This window comes from Kribbella voronezhensis (assembly GCF_004365175.1).
Classification (GTDB): domain Bacteria; phylum Actinomycetota; class Actinomycetes; order Propionibacteriales; family Kribbellaceae; genus Kribbella; species Kribbella voronezhensis.
The window spans coordinates 4,581,241-4,595,131 of sequence record NZ_SOCE01000001.1; the positions used below are offsets into that span (position 1 = coordinate 4,581,241).

16 protein-coding genes are annotated in these 13,891 nt (G+C 68.2%); 11 read left to right on the forward strand and 5 right to left on the reverse strand.

The window, feature by feature from the left end:
• Positions 1 to 79: 79 nt before the first annotated feature.
• Positions 80 to 832: a sugar phosphate isomerase/epimerase family protein gene (locus EV138_RS21305; RefSeq protein WP_112249003.1), complete on the forward strand. Its 753-nt coding sequence runs from the start codon at positions 80 to 82 to the stop codon at positions 830 to 832.
• Between the two features lie 65 nt (positions 833 to 897).
• Positions 898 to 1,935 carry a TRM11 family SAM-dependent methyltransferase gene (locus EV138_RS21310; protein WP_133980604.1) on the forward strand — a complete coding sequence of 346 codons (1,038 nt, stop codon included), beginning with the start codon at positions 898 to 900 and terminating at the stop codon, positions 1,933 to 1,935.
• Between the two features lie 13 nt (positions 1,936 to 1,948).
• Here the strand turns inward: EV138_RS21310 and EV138_RS21315 are convergent, their stop codons facing one another.
• Positions 1,949 to 3,016, reverse strand: coding sequence for a hypothetical protein (locus EV138_RS21315; RefSeq protein WP_133980605.1), 1,068 nt, complete (start codon positions 3,014 to 3,016; stop codon positions 1,949 to 1,951).
• Positions 3,013 to 3,525 (reverse strand): SigE family RNA polymerase sigma factor, encoded by a 513-nt coding sequence (locus EV138_RS21320; RefSeq protein WP_369410810.1) that lies wholly within the window; start codon positions 3,523 to 3,525, stop codon positions 3,013 to 3,015. The genes EV138_RS21315 and EV138_RS21320 overlap by 4 nt, the downstream gene beginning before the upstream one ends.
• Positions 3,526 to 3,708: 183 nt before the next feature.
• Here EV138_RS21320 and EV138_RS21325 point away from each other — a divergent pair, with 183 nt between their 5' ends.
• Positions 3,709 to 4,467, forward strand: coding sequence for a D-Ala-D-Ala carboxypeptidase family metallohydrolase (locus tag EV138_RS21325; RefSeq protein WP_133980606.1), 759 nt, complete (start codon positions 3,709 to 3,711; stop codon positions 4,465 to 4,467).
• 16 nt (positions 4,468 to 4,483) lie between these two features.
• Here EV138_RS21325 and EV138_RS21330 read toward each other — a convergent pair whose 3' ends face one another.
• Both EV138_RS21330 and EV138_RS21335 read right to left on the reverse strand, forming a co-directional pair.
• Positions 4,484 to 5,146: an HAD family hydrolase gene (locus EV138_RS21330; protein WP_133980607.1), complete on the reverse strand. Its 663-nt coding sequence runs from the start codon at positions 5,144 to 5,146 to the stop codon at positions 4,484 to 4,486.
• Entirely contained in the window at positions 5,143 to 6,294 is a 1,152-nt protein-coding gene (locus tag EV138_RS21335) for an alpha-hydroxy-acid oxidizing protein (protein WP_133980608.1), read from the reverse strand. Before EV138_RS21335 ends, EV138_RS21330 begins: the two co-directional genes overlap by 4 nt.
• Positions 6,295 to 6,444: 150 nt before the next feature.
• On the opposite strand from EV138_RS21335, the gene EV138_RS21340 reads away from it, so the two are divergent.
• Positions 6,445 to 7,470: a hypothetical protein gene (locus EV138_RS21340; RefSeq protein ID WP_133980609.1), complete on the forward strand. Its 1,026-nt coding sequence runs from the start codon at positions 6,445 to 6,447 to the stop codon at positions 7,468 to 7,470.
• Positions 7,448 to 8,668 carry an MFS transporter gene (locus EV138_RS21345; RefSeq protein WP_238158268.1) on the forward strand — a complete coding sequence of 407 codons (1,221 nt, stop codon included), beginning with the start codon at positions 7,448 to 7,450 and terminating at the stop codon, positions 8,666 to 8,668. Before EV138_RS21340 ends, EV138_RS21345 begins: the two co-directional genes overlap by 23 nt.
• Here EV138_RS21345 and EV138_RS21350 read toward each other — a convergent pair.
• Positions 8,656 to 8,955: a hypothetical protein gene (locus tag EV138_RS21350; protein ID WP_202866783.1), complete on the reverse strand. Its 300-nt coding sequence runs from the start codon at positions 8,953 to 8,955 to the stop codon at positions 8,656 to 8,658. The two genes, EV138_RS21345 and EV138_RS21350, sit on opposite strands and share 13 nt — an antisense overlap.
• Before the next feature lie 71 nt (positions 8,956 to 9,026).
• Between EV138_RS21350 and EV138_RS21355 the strand changes: the two genes are divergently transcribed.
• The 6 genes from EV138_RS21355 (at position 9,027) to EV138_RS21380 (ending at position 13,816) form a co-directional block, all read left to right on the forward strand.
• Positions 9,027 to 10,094, forward strand: a complete 1,068-nt coding sequence (locus EV138_RS21355) for a sensor histidine kinase (protein ID WP_133980611.1) — start codon at positions 9,027 to 9,029, stop codon at positions 10,092 to 10,094.
• Positions 10,091 to 11,251 carry a sensor histidine kinase gene (locus tag EV138_RS21360; protein WP_133980612.1) on the forward strand — a complete coding sequence of 387 codons (1,161 nt, stop codon included), beginning with the start codon at positions 10,091 to 10,093 and terminating at the stop codon, positions 11,249 to 11,251. The genes EV138_RS21355 and EV138_RS21360 overlap by 4 nt, the downstream gene beginning before the upstream one ends.
• A complete protein-coding gene (locus EV138_RS21365; protein ID WP_133980613.1) occupies positions 11,248 to 11,853 on the forward strand; it encodes a response regulator transcription factor in 606 nt (201 codons plus the stop codon). The genes EV138_RS21360 and EV138_RS21365 overlap by 4 nt, the downstream gene beginning before the upstream one ends.
• Positions 11,854 to 11,915: 62 nt before the next feature.
• Positions 11,916 to 13,163 (forward strand): DUF445 domain-containing protein, encoded by a 1,248-nt coding sequence (locus EV138_RS21370; protein ID WP_133980614.1) that lies wholly within the window; start codon positions 11,916 to 11,918, stop codon positions 13,161 to 13,163.
• A gap of 27 nt (positions 13,164 to 13,190) precedes the next feature.
• Positions 13,191 to 13,439, forward strand: a complete 249-nt coding sequence (locus EV138_RS21375; protein ID WP_133980615.1) for a type II toxin-antitoxin system Phd/YefM family antitoxin — start codon at positions 13,191 to 13,193, stop codon at positions 13,437 to 13,439.
• Positions 13,436 to 13,816: a type II toxin-antitoxin system VapC family toxin gene (locus tag EV138_RS21380; RefSeq protein WP_133980616.1), complete on the forward strand. Its 381-nt coding sequence runs from the start codon at positions 13,436 to 13,438 to the stop codon at positions 13,814 to 13,816. Before EV138_RS21375 ends, EV138_RS21380 begins: the two co-directional genes overlap by 4 nt.
• Positions 13,817 to 13,891: the final 75 nt, after the last annotated feature.

A 13,891-nucleotide genomic window follows, 5' to 3' on the forward strand; every position in this document is an offset into this window, starting at 1 on the left:
TGTCCAAGGAGTTTGCTCATGACGTGAGATGGGCTGGCGTGATGAGGTTGGATAGAGGGGTGAACACGAGGAGGCTCGCGTGGCTGTGAGGACCGGTTTGGTCTCGGTGACGTTCCGGCAGTTGGCGGTCGAGGAGGTCGTCGAGGTGGCCGACCAGGCGGGGCTGGCGGCGATCGAGTGGGGTGGCGACGTGCACGTCCCGCTCGGCGATCTGCCGGCCGCCCGGAAGGCGCGGGCGCTCTGCGAGGACCGTGGCCTGGCGATCGCGGCGTACGGGTCGTACCTACGGGCCGGCAGCGTCGACCGCGAAGAGATCCGTACTGCGGTCACTACCGCCGTCGAGCTGGGAGCACCGCGGATCCGCGTCTGGGCAGGCACGGTCGGTACGGCGGAAGCCGGCGTGGGCGACCGGATGGCGGTGACCCGCGGGCTGGCGGAGCTCGCCGACGTGGCCGCCGGGTCCGGGATCGAGATCGCAATGGAGTTCCACCGCAACACGCTCACCGACGAGGTGGACTCGACCATCACGTTGCTGCTGGATGTCGGCGCGCCCAACCTCACGACGTACTGGCAACCGCCGGTGGATCTCGACGACGCGGAGTGCCTGCAGCAACTCGAGGCGCTGATGCCCTGGCTGAGCACGGTGCACGTCTTCTCCTGGTGGCCGTCGAACAACCGGCTCCCGCTGGCGGCCCGCGAATCGCTGTGGCGTCCCGTCCTCGACCGGCTCGCCGCCGAGCCGCGCGAGATCAACGCGCTGCTCGAGTTCGTCGCCGACGACTCGGTCAGCCAGCTCACCACCGACGCCGCGGACCTGCACTCCTGGGTCTGAGGCCGGCCCACGGGCGATAGCATGGCGGGTCCCCGCAGTGGGTTCACCGGCAATGTGCAGGAGACATGGCTCAGTACGCGTTACTCATCCTTCCGTCGACCAATCGGGTGTACGCCGAATCGTCCACCGAGCTGACGATGGCCGAGCTGGCCCTGTTCGGCCGGACCGCGCTCGAGACGCCGGTCCACGACATCGCCCGTACGACGATCGGCGGCGTCCCGTATGTCACCTTCGAGGCCGACGACCTCGCCGAGGCCGACGCGGCCAAGCTGGCCAACCTGTCGTCGATCTACGCGCTGTTCCGCTTCGACGGGAAGCTGCTGGAGCCCGTCCACCTGCAGTCCCTGGACCGGCTCGACAGCGACCTGATCACCATTCCGAAGTACCAGGGCAAGACCAATGAGCTGTTCACCAAGCTGCTCCTCAACGTCACGCTGCTGTCGTCGGACTTCGCCGGTGACCTGCTGGAGCGCAAGTTCTCGGTGATCGACCCGCTGTGCGGCCGCGGTACGACGATGAACCAGGCGCTGATGTACGGGTTCGACGCGGCCGGGGTCGACGTCGATCGCAAGGATTTCGAGGCGTACGGGACCTTCGTGCAGACCTGGCTCAAGCGCAAGCGGCTCAAGCACGAGGCCGAGGTGATCCGGGTCCGGCGCGACGGCCGGGTCGCGGCGCATCGGTTGCAGGTGTCGTTCGGGCTCACCAAGGAGGACTGGAAGGCGGGCGACAAGCTGAATCTCAGCTACGTCAACGCCGACACCACCAAGGCCCTGGACTTCTACAAGCCCGGCAGCTTCGACCTGGTGGTGACCGACGCGCCGTACGGCGTGCAGCACGGCAGCCGTACTGCGGAGAGCGGGTTGCACCGCAGCCCGATCGACCTGCTGAAAGCGGCTGCTCCGGTCTGGGCGAGGCTGTTGCGACGAGGCGGCGCACTCGGCATCGCCTGGAACACCAACGTCGCCAAGCGCGACGCGGCGATCGAGATCCTGGCCGCCGCCGGACTCGAGCCGCTCGACGACCCGCCGTACCAGGACTTCGTCCACCGCGTCGACCAGGCCATCGTCCGCGACATCCTGGTCGCCCGCCGCCCTTCGTAGCCCGCGGATCCACTCAGTCGGCGGGCAGGTAGAGACCGATCACCAAGCTGCCCCGGCTGGGACTGTCACCGACCGGCCGGGCCTCGACCTGCCCGGCGGCTTGGGCTTCGACCGCGACCGACTTCAGCCCGGCCAGCGGTCCGTCGCCCGGTCCGACCGTGAAGGTCTGACCTCCCGACACCCCGGCGATCTCGAACGTGTGCAGTTCAGGCACGTCAACCGTTCCGAAGACCACGATGAACGGCTTGAACGCCGGCGTCTGGACGGTGACGCCCTGCTGGGTCTGGGACTTGGCGAACTCGGTGGTCATGCTGTCGGCCCAGCGGTAGAGGTGCCCCTGGTGCTCGATGACGGCAGGAAAGGAGACGTCCGGGCTCGTGAAGATCGGCCGGTCGTCCGAGCGGCTGTAGATGCCGATGCCGACCTGCTGGTCGGGTGACGCAGACGGTATGCCGTTCAGGTCGACGATCTCGGCGGTGATGACGGCCGGCCTGGTCGGATCGGCGAACATCCTCTTCGCGGTGAGCCGGGCGGTCACGATCGACCCGGGGTCCGTGACCGGGAACGAACTGCAGTCCTCGGTCGTGATCACCCGGCCGTCGATGCGCAGGACAACCTTCCGGCCGTCCTCGCCCCGAGCGATCGGGCGGCTGCAGAACACCCGGACGTCGACCTGCCGGTCGCCTGGAATCCAGCGCAGACTGGCAGATGCCTGGCCGACCTTGCCGACCGTCGCGGCCTGCAGGGCGCCCCCGGCGACCTCGGCGCGGTAGCGGATCCCGTACTGGACGTGGTCCTTGCCCGAGGTCTTGGGTGCCCGGCTCGGCAGGCCGTCCGAGGGTTCGGTCGGCCGCACTGACGGACTGGAGGCGGGGGGTGCGTCGGTGACGATCCGGAGGCCGTTGCTCAGAGCAACTACGGCGACGACTGCGACGATCGCAGTACCGGCAGCGGTGGCTGCGACGCGGCGCCGTCGAAGCTGGGCCCTGCGCCGTCGTACCGCGGCCAGCGGGACCGGTTGGGTCGGGTCGATCTCCGCGGCCTGGTCGTGCAGGTGATCCCGCAGGTCGTTGAGGCTCATGACTGCTCCCTGGTGGCGTCGAGGAGGGCGGGGTCGATCCGGAGTTTGGCCAGCGCGCGACTGGTCTGGCTCTTCACCGTGCCGACCGAACAGCCGAGGATCCGGGCAGCTTCGGCTTCCGTCAGGTCCTCGTAGAACCGGAGCACGATGACGGCCCGCATCTTTCGCGGCAGCCGGCGCAGTGCCTCACCGAGGTCGGTGCGGTCGTCGGCGCCGGTGTGATCGGTGGTCGAGGTGTGTGGTAGCTCGGCGGTGGGGTACTCGCCGTTCCAGCGCCGGCGCCACCAGGATGTGTAGGTGTTCACCAGCGTGCGGTGCACGTACGGCGCCGGGTCGTCGATCCGCCGCCAGACGGGCCAGCATTTCGCCAGCGTCGTCTGCAACAGGTCCTCGGCGAGTGCCCGGTCCTGGGTCAGCAAGTACGCCGTCCGCAGCAACGCGGCATAGCGAGCCACGACGAAGTCCTCGAACTCCACGCCCTCGCTCATCTCTTCCACCACGATCTCCACACCACCTACCAGCGGTCACACCCCCGAAAAGGTTGCATCAGTCCTTTGGCATGACCATCCGGGGCATGGGATTGGTTGCCTGTTCGTCGAAAAGTTTCTGGTGAGCTCTGGTCAGCGGTAGATAATGACGCAATCCTGGCCGGTGACCACGCGTTCCGCCCCTCGCGTCCCCGGAGGTAGATCATGCAGCTCAGCAGTAGGAGACTCCCCAGGATCGTCGCCGTCCTGGCTCTGTTCGCGGCGATGCTCGCGACCAGCATCACCACCTCGATCGTCACCGCGACCAAGGCCCACGCCGACGGTTGCTACACCTGGAGCCGCACGCTGAGCGAAGGTGCCAGCGGCGAAGACGTCCGGCAGTTGCAGATCCGGGTCGCCGGCTATCCGGCGTACGGCGGTCATATCGCCACCGACGGCGCCTTCGGGCCGGCCACCAAGGCGGCGGTGCAGCGGTTCCAGTCCGCGTACGGGCTGGGCGCGGACGGCGTCGCCGGTCCCGCGACGTTCAGCAAGATCTACGCGCTGCAGGACGACGACTGCACGCCGATCCACTTCACCTACGCCGAGCTCGACGACGGCTGCGGCGGCAGCGGGTACGACGGTGGGCCGCTGTCCGAGGCGGCCACCAAGGCGAACGCCCTGCAGACCATGTGGCAGTTGGAGGCTCTCCGGCACGCACTCGGTGATGTGGCGATCAACATCAGCAGTGGCTTCCGGAGCATCCCGTGCAACAACTCGGTCGGTGGCGCAAGCAACAGCCAGCACCTGTACGGCCGGTCCGCCGACCTGACCGGATCGCCGTCCCTGTGCACGTTGGCCAAACAAGCGCGTTACCACGGTTTCGGCGGGATCTTCGGCCCCGGCTACCCCGATCACAACGACCACACCCACGTGGACATCCGCACCACGAACTCCTGGTCCGCGCCCAACTGCGGCATCTGAACAAGGAGCGCCGGTACTACGGGGTGCCGGCGCTCCGGATCAGCTGGGTGAGGGTGATCCCGGCGGCGCGATCCAGATGCTCCGCGGTCAGCCCCGCGGCCCGCGCGCCGAGGACGTCGAGGTCGAAGTTGTCGCCGATCATCAACGTCTCGGCAGGCTCGACCCCGAGTGCCTCGCAGGTCAACCGGTACGCCTCGACGGCGGGCTTGCTGTACCCGAGGCTCTGCGAGGTGCAGACCACGTCGACCAGGTCCGCCAGCCCGATCTGCTCGAGCTTGGCGTTCTGCTGCGGCGTGCTGCCGTTGGTGAGTACGCCGATCCGCCATCCGTTGCTCCGGGCAACTTCCATCGCCGGCCGCGCGTCGTCGAAGGCGGCCCAGTTCCGGCGGTACCAGGCAAGGTAGCCCTCGAACGCCGCGTCCTGCTCGTCCTCGGTGCCGGGAACCGGTCGCCCGAGCAGCGGCAGAAACTCCCGCAGTCTCGCTCTGCGCTGGCCTTGGTGGGTGAACGTACCGGCCAGCCACGCTTCGAAGCTGCGATGCTCGATCTCGAACCACTGCGCCAGCAACTCGTCCGACGGCGTGCCGTCGAGCTCGGACACCCAGGCATGAACGGCCTTGGTGGCCGACGTGGTGTGGTCGAACAGTGTGTCGTCGAGGTCGAAGAGGACGGCCTTCATGCGGCTCGCACCGAGTCGCGGTTCAGCTCGCGGTGGTTGGCGTAACCCGACAGGGCGAGCGTGAGATCGAGCTCGGCCAGCAGACAACGCAGTACGTGCTCGACTCCTGCCTGTCCCGCGAGTGCCAGGCCGTACAGGTACGGACGGCCGAGCAGGATCGCCTTCGCTCCCAGGGCGAGCGCCTTGGCAGCGTCGGAGCCGGTCCGCACCCCCGAGTCGAAGAGCACGGTGACCTGCTCGCCGACCGAGTCCGCGATCGCGGGCAGCGCGTCGAGGGCCGCGATCGCACCGTCGACCTGGCGGCCGCCGTGGTTCGACACCACGATGCCGTCGACGCCGTGCTCGGCCGCGAGCTTGGCGTCGTCGACGGACGTGATGCCCTTGAGCACGATCGGGCCGTCCCAGTTGTCGCGGAGGAACGACAACTCGTCCCAGCCCAGCCCGACGTTGGGGAACATCTGTGCCCAGTGCATGACTGCCGCGGTCGGGTCTTCCGCGATCGGCTTGGCCAGCTTCGCCTGGAACGCGGGGTCGCTGAAGTAGTTCGCCAGTCCCTCGCCCTTGAGGAACGGCAGGAAGCCGCGATCCAGGTCGGCGGGCCGCCAGCCGATCGTGCCGGTGTCGAGGGTGAGCAGCAGGACGGAGTACCCGTTGCTCTTCGCCCGCTGCAGGAAGCTGAGGCAGACGTCCTTGTCGGTCGGCCAGTACAGCTGGTACCACTTGCTGTCCGCCTCGATCTGCTCGAACGAGTGGCTGGCCTGCGTCGAGTGTGTGTAGGTCAAGCCGAGTGCACTGGCGGCTCTTGCCGTCGCCAGCTCACCGTCGGGATGGGCCAGCGTCTGGACGCCGATCGGCGCGATCACCACCGGCGCGGGCATCTTCGTGCCGAGGATCGTGCAGGACAGGTCCCGCTCGGTGCTGCCGCGCAGCATCCTCGGGACCAGCCGCCACCGGTCGAAAGCGGCCAGGTTGGCGCGGGCGGTCGAACCGCTGCCCGCGCTCGGGACGATGTAGCCCATCGCCTCGGCCGACAGGTTCGCCGCCGCCTGGGACTCCAGCCGGGACAGGTCGGTGGTGATCTCCGGCCTGGTGTTCTGGAACATCCCCTGCACGTAGATGCTCAACTGGTGATCGCCGTAGTTGGCCATGGCGGGATGTTTTCATGGATCCCCGCCGACCCCCAATGCCCGGGCGACCGGCATGACATCCGTCAGGCGCAGGTCAGGACGGACGGCATCCGCTGCGTGGCACACCTTCGCCGAAGGTAGAGGCAGTCGACGAAAGCGAAGGAGCAAGAGATGAAGCGGCGGTTCTGGCCGGCGATCGGGTTGTTCTTCCTGGCGCCGTTGGTGGCGGAGTACCTGCTCGGGAACCTGCCGATCACCGCCCTGTTCGCACTGGTCGGCCTGGCCGGCCTGTACGGCGGTGGCGCGGTGTTGATCCGCGAGTTCGTGCGGCGACGGGGCTGGGGCTACCCGAGCATCCTGGTGCTCGCGCTTGCGTACGGCGTACTGGAGGAAGGGGTGACCACGCAGTCGCTGTTCAATCCGAATTACGCGGATCTGCGACTGCTCGACTCCGGTCATATCGGCTTTCTCGGCATGGGCGCGCCCTGGACGCTGATGGTGCTGACCTTGCACACGGTGTGGAGCATCACGGTTCCGATCGTGCTGGTGGAAGCGGTGTCCAAGCGGCCCCGTGAACCCTGGCTGGGCAAGGTCGGGCTCGCGGTCATGAGCGTGCTGTTCGTCCTGGGAGTCGCTGCGACGACGCTGATCCAGTTGAAGAACGACCCGTTCGTGGCATCGCCCGCGCAGTTCACCGGGGTCGCCTTGGTGTTCTTCGCGCTGATCGGCCTGGCGGCGAAACTCGGATCCGACGTGTCGCGCCGCGGGCCCGGAGGGGTGCCCGCGGTGTGGCTCGTCGGGTTGATCTCCTTGGCCGTCACGTCAGCCTTCATGCTCGTGAGCGACCTGGACCTGCCGGGCTGGCCGACTGCAGCGATCTATGTCGTCGGCTGGGTGGTTGCGAGTCTCCTTGTCTTGTTCTGGTCGCGGCGTGAAGCGTGGACCCGGCAGCATGTCCTCGCACTGGCGAGTGGGGCGCTGCTCACCTATGCCTGGCACGCCTTTCCCGAGTCGCCGGTGTTCGACGCCTCGAAGACGGTCGACCTGATCGGGAACGCGGTGTTCGCGGCGCTGGCCCTGGTCCTGCTGTGGTTCGCCTGGCGACGGGTGGCAGTCGTCACACCCGCGGCTGGTACGACGGCCGGCGCTCCGACGGTGGATGAGACAATCAGGCGTGACGAGTTCAGTGACTCCTGACAGCCGGCTGGCTTCGCGGCATGTCGGGCCGGCCCTGCTGGCCTTGGCGATCGGTGGTTTCGCGATCGGGACCACCGAGTTCGTCACGATGGGCCTGCTGCCGCAGATCGCCGACGGGGTGCACATCTCGATCCCGACCGCCGGGCACGTCGTCTCGGCGTACGCGATCGGCGTGGTCGTCGGCGCTCCACTGATCGCCGCCCTCGGCGCCCGGACCGGCCGCAAACGCCTGCTGCTCGGGCTGATGGCGATATTTGTCCTCGGCAACGTTCTCTCGGCGGTCGCGGGTAGTTACCAGCTTCTGATGGCAGCTCGGTTCCTGACCGGCCTGCCGCACGGCGCGTTCTTCGGGATCGGGGCCGTCGTCGGCGCGTCCATGGTGCCGGCGAACCGGCGGGCCTGGGCGGTCTCGATGATCATGGTCGGCCTGCCGGTGGCGAACATCATCGGCGTCCCGCTGACCACGCTGCTCGGTCAGCGGGTCGGCTGGCAGATCCCGTTCCTCGCGGTCGGCGTACTCGGTCTGCTCACGCTGGTCGCGGTCTGGTTCTGGGTCACGCCGCAACCGGTCGGCAACGACGTCAACGTCCGCAGCGAGTTGAGCGCGCTGGCCAAACCGCAGGTCTGGATGGCCCTGCTGGTCGGCATGGTCGGCTTCGGCGGCATGTTCGCGACGTACTCGTTCATCACGCCGACGATGACGGAGCTGGCCGGCTTCAGCGAGGCCGCGGTGACGATCGTGCTGGCCGTGTACGGCGTCGGCATGACCGGGGGCACCCTGGTCGGCGGCCGGCTCGCCGACCGCGCGCTGATGCCCAGCCTGTACGGCGGATTGGTCGCCGTCACCGTCGTTCTCGGTACCTTCGGCTGGCTCGCGCAGTCCAAGGTCGGCGCCCTGGTCGGGGTGTTCGCGATGGGGTTCAGCGCGAGCATCCTGATTCCGGCGCTGCAGACCCGGTTGATGGATGTCGCGCACGAGGGCCAGTCGCTGGCGGCCTCGCTGAACCACTCGACGCTGAACGTCGCGAACGCACTCGGCGCCTGGCTCGGCAGCGTCGTACTGGCCGCCGGCTACGGCTACGAATGGCCGAGCCGGGTCGGCGCCGCGCTGGCCGTGGCGGGTCTCGTCCTTGCCCTGATTTCAGGCTGGATGGACCGCCGGAAGGCCACCACGACCGCAGGATCTCAGGCCCTCTGACGCTCGGCCCGCAGCTGGATCAGCTCCTCGACCGCGCTCGGCAGCGTCGTCTCGAAGACGATCAGCTTCGCCCAGGTCGGCGTCACGACGACCCTGACCATGCCGTCGTGGTAAAGCAATCGCACCTCCGTGTCCATCGGCAGGGCCACCATCGGGTTCTGCTTCAGGGCATGCAGTTCAGGGCGTTCTTCGGCGTACTCACGACGATCTCCGCGCCGTTCCAGGCGAAGATGATCGGAACGTTGCGAGCAACTCCTGACTCGCCGGCCGGAGATGACAGATGTCATCGGTGGCTGTGGACGGGTGCATCTACCGCGGCCGGGTCCGCACCGGTCAGGCTGGCGCGGAAGGAGGGCAGATGGCGACTGTGCTGGACTTCCAGCGGCCGCGGAGCGTCCTGCGGTCTGCCGACGGCATAGCGTATGGAGCTGTGACTCCGGACCGGGCAGTGGACCGAGTGGCGTACTCCGACCTGCTGGTCCGCTTCATCGCCGTCGCCCCGCTGCTCGCCTCGGCCCTGATCGCCGTCGTCCAGCTGACGAATCTCACCGGCAGCCCGGCCAGAACCCTGATCGTCGTTGCCCTCGGCAGCTGTCTGGTGGTGCCGAACCTGCACCATCTGTGGGCTCTGGGGCACGCCGAACGGCCGCGAGCAGGACGTTGGACCCTCGCCTTCATGTTCGTCGCCTACCCAGCCGGGCTGACGCTGGGGTTCAGCTGGACGTTGATGGGCGTGCAGCTGCTGGTGTCGGCGGTGATCGTCCTGCCGCGTCCCTGGTCGGTAGCGGTCGGATTCGGCGTGGGGATCGGGATGCTGGTCGTCAGCCAGCTGTTCGACCAGACCGCCAATCCGCTCTGGCTCATCGTTGTCGTCCTCAACCGGGCGGGAGCGTGCTTGGTGCTGGCCTGGTTCTCCGCCGCTCTGCGCCAGCTCCTGGCAGCCCGAGAGGATCTGGCCACCCAGGCCGTACTCCGTGAGCGCATCCGCATCGACGCGGAGCTGGCCGCGACCGTCGGCACAGCCCTTGGTTCCATTGCCGTCAGCGGCGCGGCCATCACCCGGCTTGCCGACTCGGAATCGAAGCTCGCGGCGAAGCAGCTCCGCACACTCGTCGACGGTTCGCGGCAGACCTTGGCCGAGACCCGCCGGCTGGTCCGCGCCTATCAGCGCGGCTCGCTGGGCGCGGAACTCGACACCGCGGTGGCGCTGCTGGGCGCAGCCGGGATCCGGGTCCGGCTCGTACTTCCCGGCGGAGATCTGACCGCGGCGGCAGACGAAACCTTCGCGGCGTCTCTCCGTGCGGTCGTCGACCGACTCCTCCACGACGGTTCGGTCCGCAGTTGCCGGCTCACTGTGGTCCGCTCGGTCGGGGACCAACGGCTGGTGCTCCAGGCCGAGGCTTCGGACGAGGTGACGCCAGCATGACACCGGACTCCTTGCAGTGGATCACCCGCCGTGCCTCCTGGGCGATGCTGGGCCTTCATCTGGCCGTCGTCGTGCTACCGCTGGTCCTGGTGACCACCGGTGGGGCTGCCGATCACAGCGCCCGGCAGATCGCGTTCGCAGTACCGGCGCTGACGGTCTTCGCCATCCTTCACCTGCGCCATGTCCGGGCCGCCGCCCGGGGCTCGCGGCCGAGGGGATGGCCTTGGTCGTTGATCGCTCTGGCCGCCCTCGCGTACCTGCCGCTGAACTGGATCGGAGGCGACTGGGCCGCCACCGGGCTTCTGCTGACCGCGTCGGCGATGCTGCTGCTTCCCGGGCACTGGCGGTTCTCCGTCGGTTTCGCGGTTCCGTTCGCCATAGGTACCGCGTGGAACATCCTGCTGGCCTTCGGCTATCTGGGGGCTGATCAAGGCGACCCGTCCGGCAGCAACGACAACGAGGTGGTGGTCGCGGTCTACTGGGTGGGCATCCAGTGCGTCTTCATCTTCGCCCTGTACGGCGTGGTCCGGCTGGTCGTGCTGGTGAACGAGCTGTACGAGACGCGGTCCGAGCTGGCGCAGTCGGCGGTCGACCGGGAGCGGATCCGGCTGTCGCGGGATCTGCACGATCTGCTGGGTCAGAGTCTGTCGGCGATCTCACTGAAGGGAGACCTGGCGATCCGGCTGCTGCCGATCGACCCGGCCGGCGCGCGGACCGAGATCGTCAGCCTGACCGAGGTGGCCCGCACCGCGCTGCGCGACGTACGGGCTATCACGAGAGACGAACACCAGGTAACGCTGCGAGACGAGATCGCCGCGGCGGCCGCGTTGCTCGCCGCGGCCGGGGTGGATGCGCGGATCGAGGACGGTGGGTACGAGTTGCCGTCGCCGGTCGAGCGCGTGCTGGCGTGGGCGGTACGGGAGGGGACCACGAATCTGCTGCGGCACAGCGACGCGTCGTACTGCGTGATCAAGCTGACCCTCGTCGACGGACAGGTCTCGCTGGAGATGGTGAACGACGGCGTACGGTCGGCGGTGAGTGCGGACGGCAGCGGGATCGCCGGGTTGCACGAGCGCGCGGCGGCGCTGGGTGGACATGTGAGTACGCAGACGGCCGGGAACACCTTCCGGTTGTCCGTCAGCCTGGAGGTCAGATGATCAGGGTCCTCATCGCCGAGGACATGCACATGATCCGCGGCGCGCTGGTGGCCCTGCTGTCCTTGGAGGAGGACATGGAGGTCGTGGCGGAGCTGGATCGCGGCGACGAGATCGTCGCCGCGGCGTTGCGGACGCAGCCCGATGTGGCGGTGCTGGACATCGACCTGCCGGGCGTCGACGGACTGACCGCGGCCGGAGAACTGCACGAGAAGTTGCCGTCAGCAAGGATCTTGGTGCTCACCGGATTGAGTCAGCCGGGCGTACTGCTGCGGGCTCTGCAGGCCCACGTTCGCGGGTTCATCGTGAAGGACGCGCCGGCCGAGACGCTGGCCGACGGCGTACGACGGGTTCACGCGGGGGAGCGGGTCATCGACCCGGATCTGATCGCGGCCGCCCTCGAAACCGGCACCAGCCCGCTCACCGCCCGGGAGGCCGACGTACTGCGAGCTGCCGAGTCAGGGCTGCCGACCGATCAGATCGCGAGCCGGCTGTCGCTGTCGTCCGCGACGGTGCGCAACTACCTGTCCAACGCCATCACCAAGGTGGGTGCGCACAACCGGCTGGACGCGATCAGGATCGCGCGCAACGCCGGCTGGCTGTAGGTCCTTGGGGAATCAGGGGTGTTCCGGAGGCCCGCGCTTCGGCGAGTTGGTTGAATCAGGGTATGGCGACCATGGTGTTGAGCGGGGCCGATGTGGTGCGGCGGCGTGGGCTGCGGCAGATGCGGTTGGTGGCGCTGTCCTTGCTGGTGCTCGCCGCCGTCATCTACGTCCTCACCCTGCATCACGACGGTGCGTGGGGATACGTGAACTCGGCGGCCGAGGCGGCGATGGTCGGCGCGCTGGCCGACTGGTTCGCCGTCACCGCGCTGTTCCGGCACCCGCTCGGGCTGCCGATCCCGCACACCGCGATCGTGCCGACCCGCAAGGACAGCCTGGCGGAGAGCCTGGAGCAGTTCGTCACCGAGAACTTCCTGTCCGAGGCCGTCGTCGCCGAGAAGATGCGCACCGCCGAAGTCGGCCGCCGGGTCGGCGAATGGCTTGCCACCGGCAACCATGCCGAACGGATCGTCGAGGAAGGCGCCCGCACGATCGGCGCCGCCTTGCCGAAGCTCGGTGATGCCGACGTCACGGCGTTCGTCCAGGGTTCGCTGCTACCGCGCTTCGCGAAGGAGCCGCTGAGCCCGATCGCGGGCCACTTCCTCAAGTCGGTCGTCGACGACGGCGCTCACCACGCCCTGTTCGAACTGCTGATGGTCGAGGCGTACGACTGGCTGCTGGAGAACCGCGACACTCTTGCCGAAGTCGTCGGGCCGCGCGCACCTCGCTGGTCACCGCGCTGGGTGGACGCGCTCGTGATCGACCGGATCCACCGCGAGGCACTCAGCTGGCTGGCCGGCGTACGGGACGATCCGCACCACCCCGCCCGCAAGGCCGTCGACCGCCTCCTCGACCAACTCGCCGACGACCTCCAGCACGACCCCGAGATGATGGAACGCTTCGAGGCGTTCAAGCGCCGGATGCTCACCCACCCCGACATGGGCACCAGCCTGACCGCCGTCTGGGACGCGGCCCGTACGGCGTTGATCGACGCGATCGCCGACCCCAACGGCCACCTCCGCCAACGCGGCGCCCAACTCATCAAGGACCTCGGTCACCGCCTGCAGACCGACGACACCCTCCGCGCCCGCATCGACACCCGAGCCTCCGAGGCCGTCACCTACATCATCCGCACCTACGGCACCGAGATCGTCTCGATCATCTCCGACACCATCGAACGCTGGGACGGCCGGGAAGCCGCCGACCGCATCGAACTCCACGTAGGCCGAGACCTCCAGTTCATCCGCATCAACGGCACCGTCGTAGGCGCCCTGGTAGGCCTGACAATCCACACCCTCACCCAACTGCTCTGAGGTAGCACATGTGCTATTTTGGCTGGTATGGATGCCTTGGGACTGCGCGAGCTACGCCAGAACGCGAGTGACCTGGTCCGCCGGGCCGAAGCCGGCGAGCACCTGGTGATCACCGTGTCCGGCCGGCCGGCGGCTGTGCTCGGACCCGCCGAACGAGACTACTGGCGACGGTACGACGAGGTCGCCGAAGTTCTGAGCGTCCGGTCCGACGACGACTGGACCGCAGACCGTGAACTGGTCGACCACGCCCTGCGGGACCCCTGGGAGAACCAGTGAGGGCCGTCCTCGACACCAGCGTCCTGATCGGCGGTCTCGCGGAACCGATCGATGCCGAGCTGGCGATCAGCGCAGTCAGCCTGGCCGAGCTGCATTTCGGCGTCCTGATCGCAAAGACGCCGCAAGTCCGCGCGGCACGATTGCGCCGCGTCGCGTCTATCGAGCGTGCCTTCGAGCCACTTCCGGTCACGGATGCCGTCGCCCGGACATATGGCGCCTTGGCGGCGGCCGTTGTAGCTGCTGGTCGTCATCCCCGGAGTCGATCCCTCGATCTACTCATCGCGGCCACCGCCGCCACCCACGACGCCGTGCTCTACACCTGCAATCCCAAGGACTTTTACGGGCTCGACGAACACCTCGAGGTCGTCGCTGTCTGACGACCCGGACCTGAGGATCGCGCACTGCTGCGGCACCTTCACCGGGACGCCGACAGCAACCACCAGCCGAGCCGC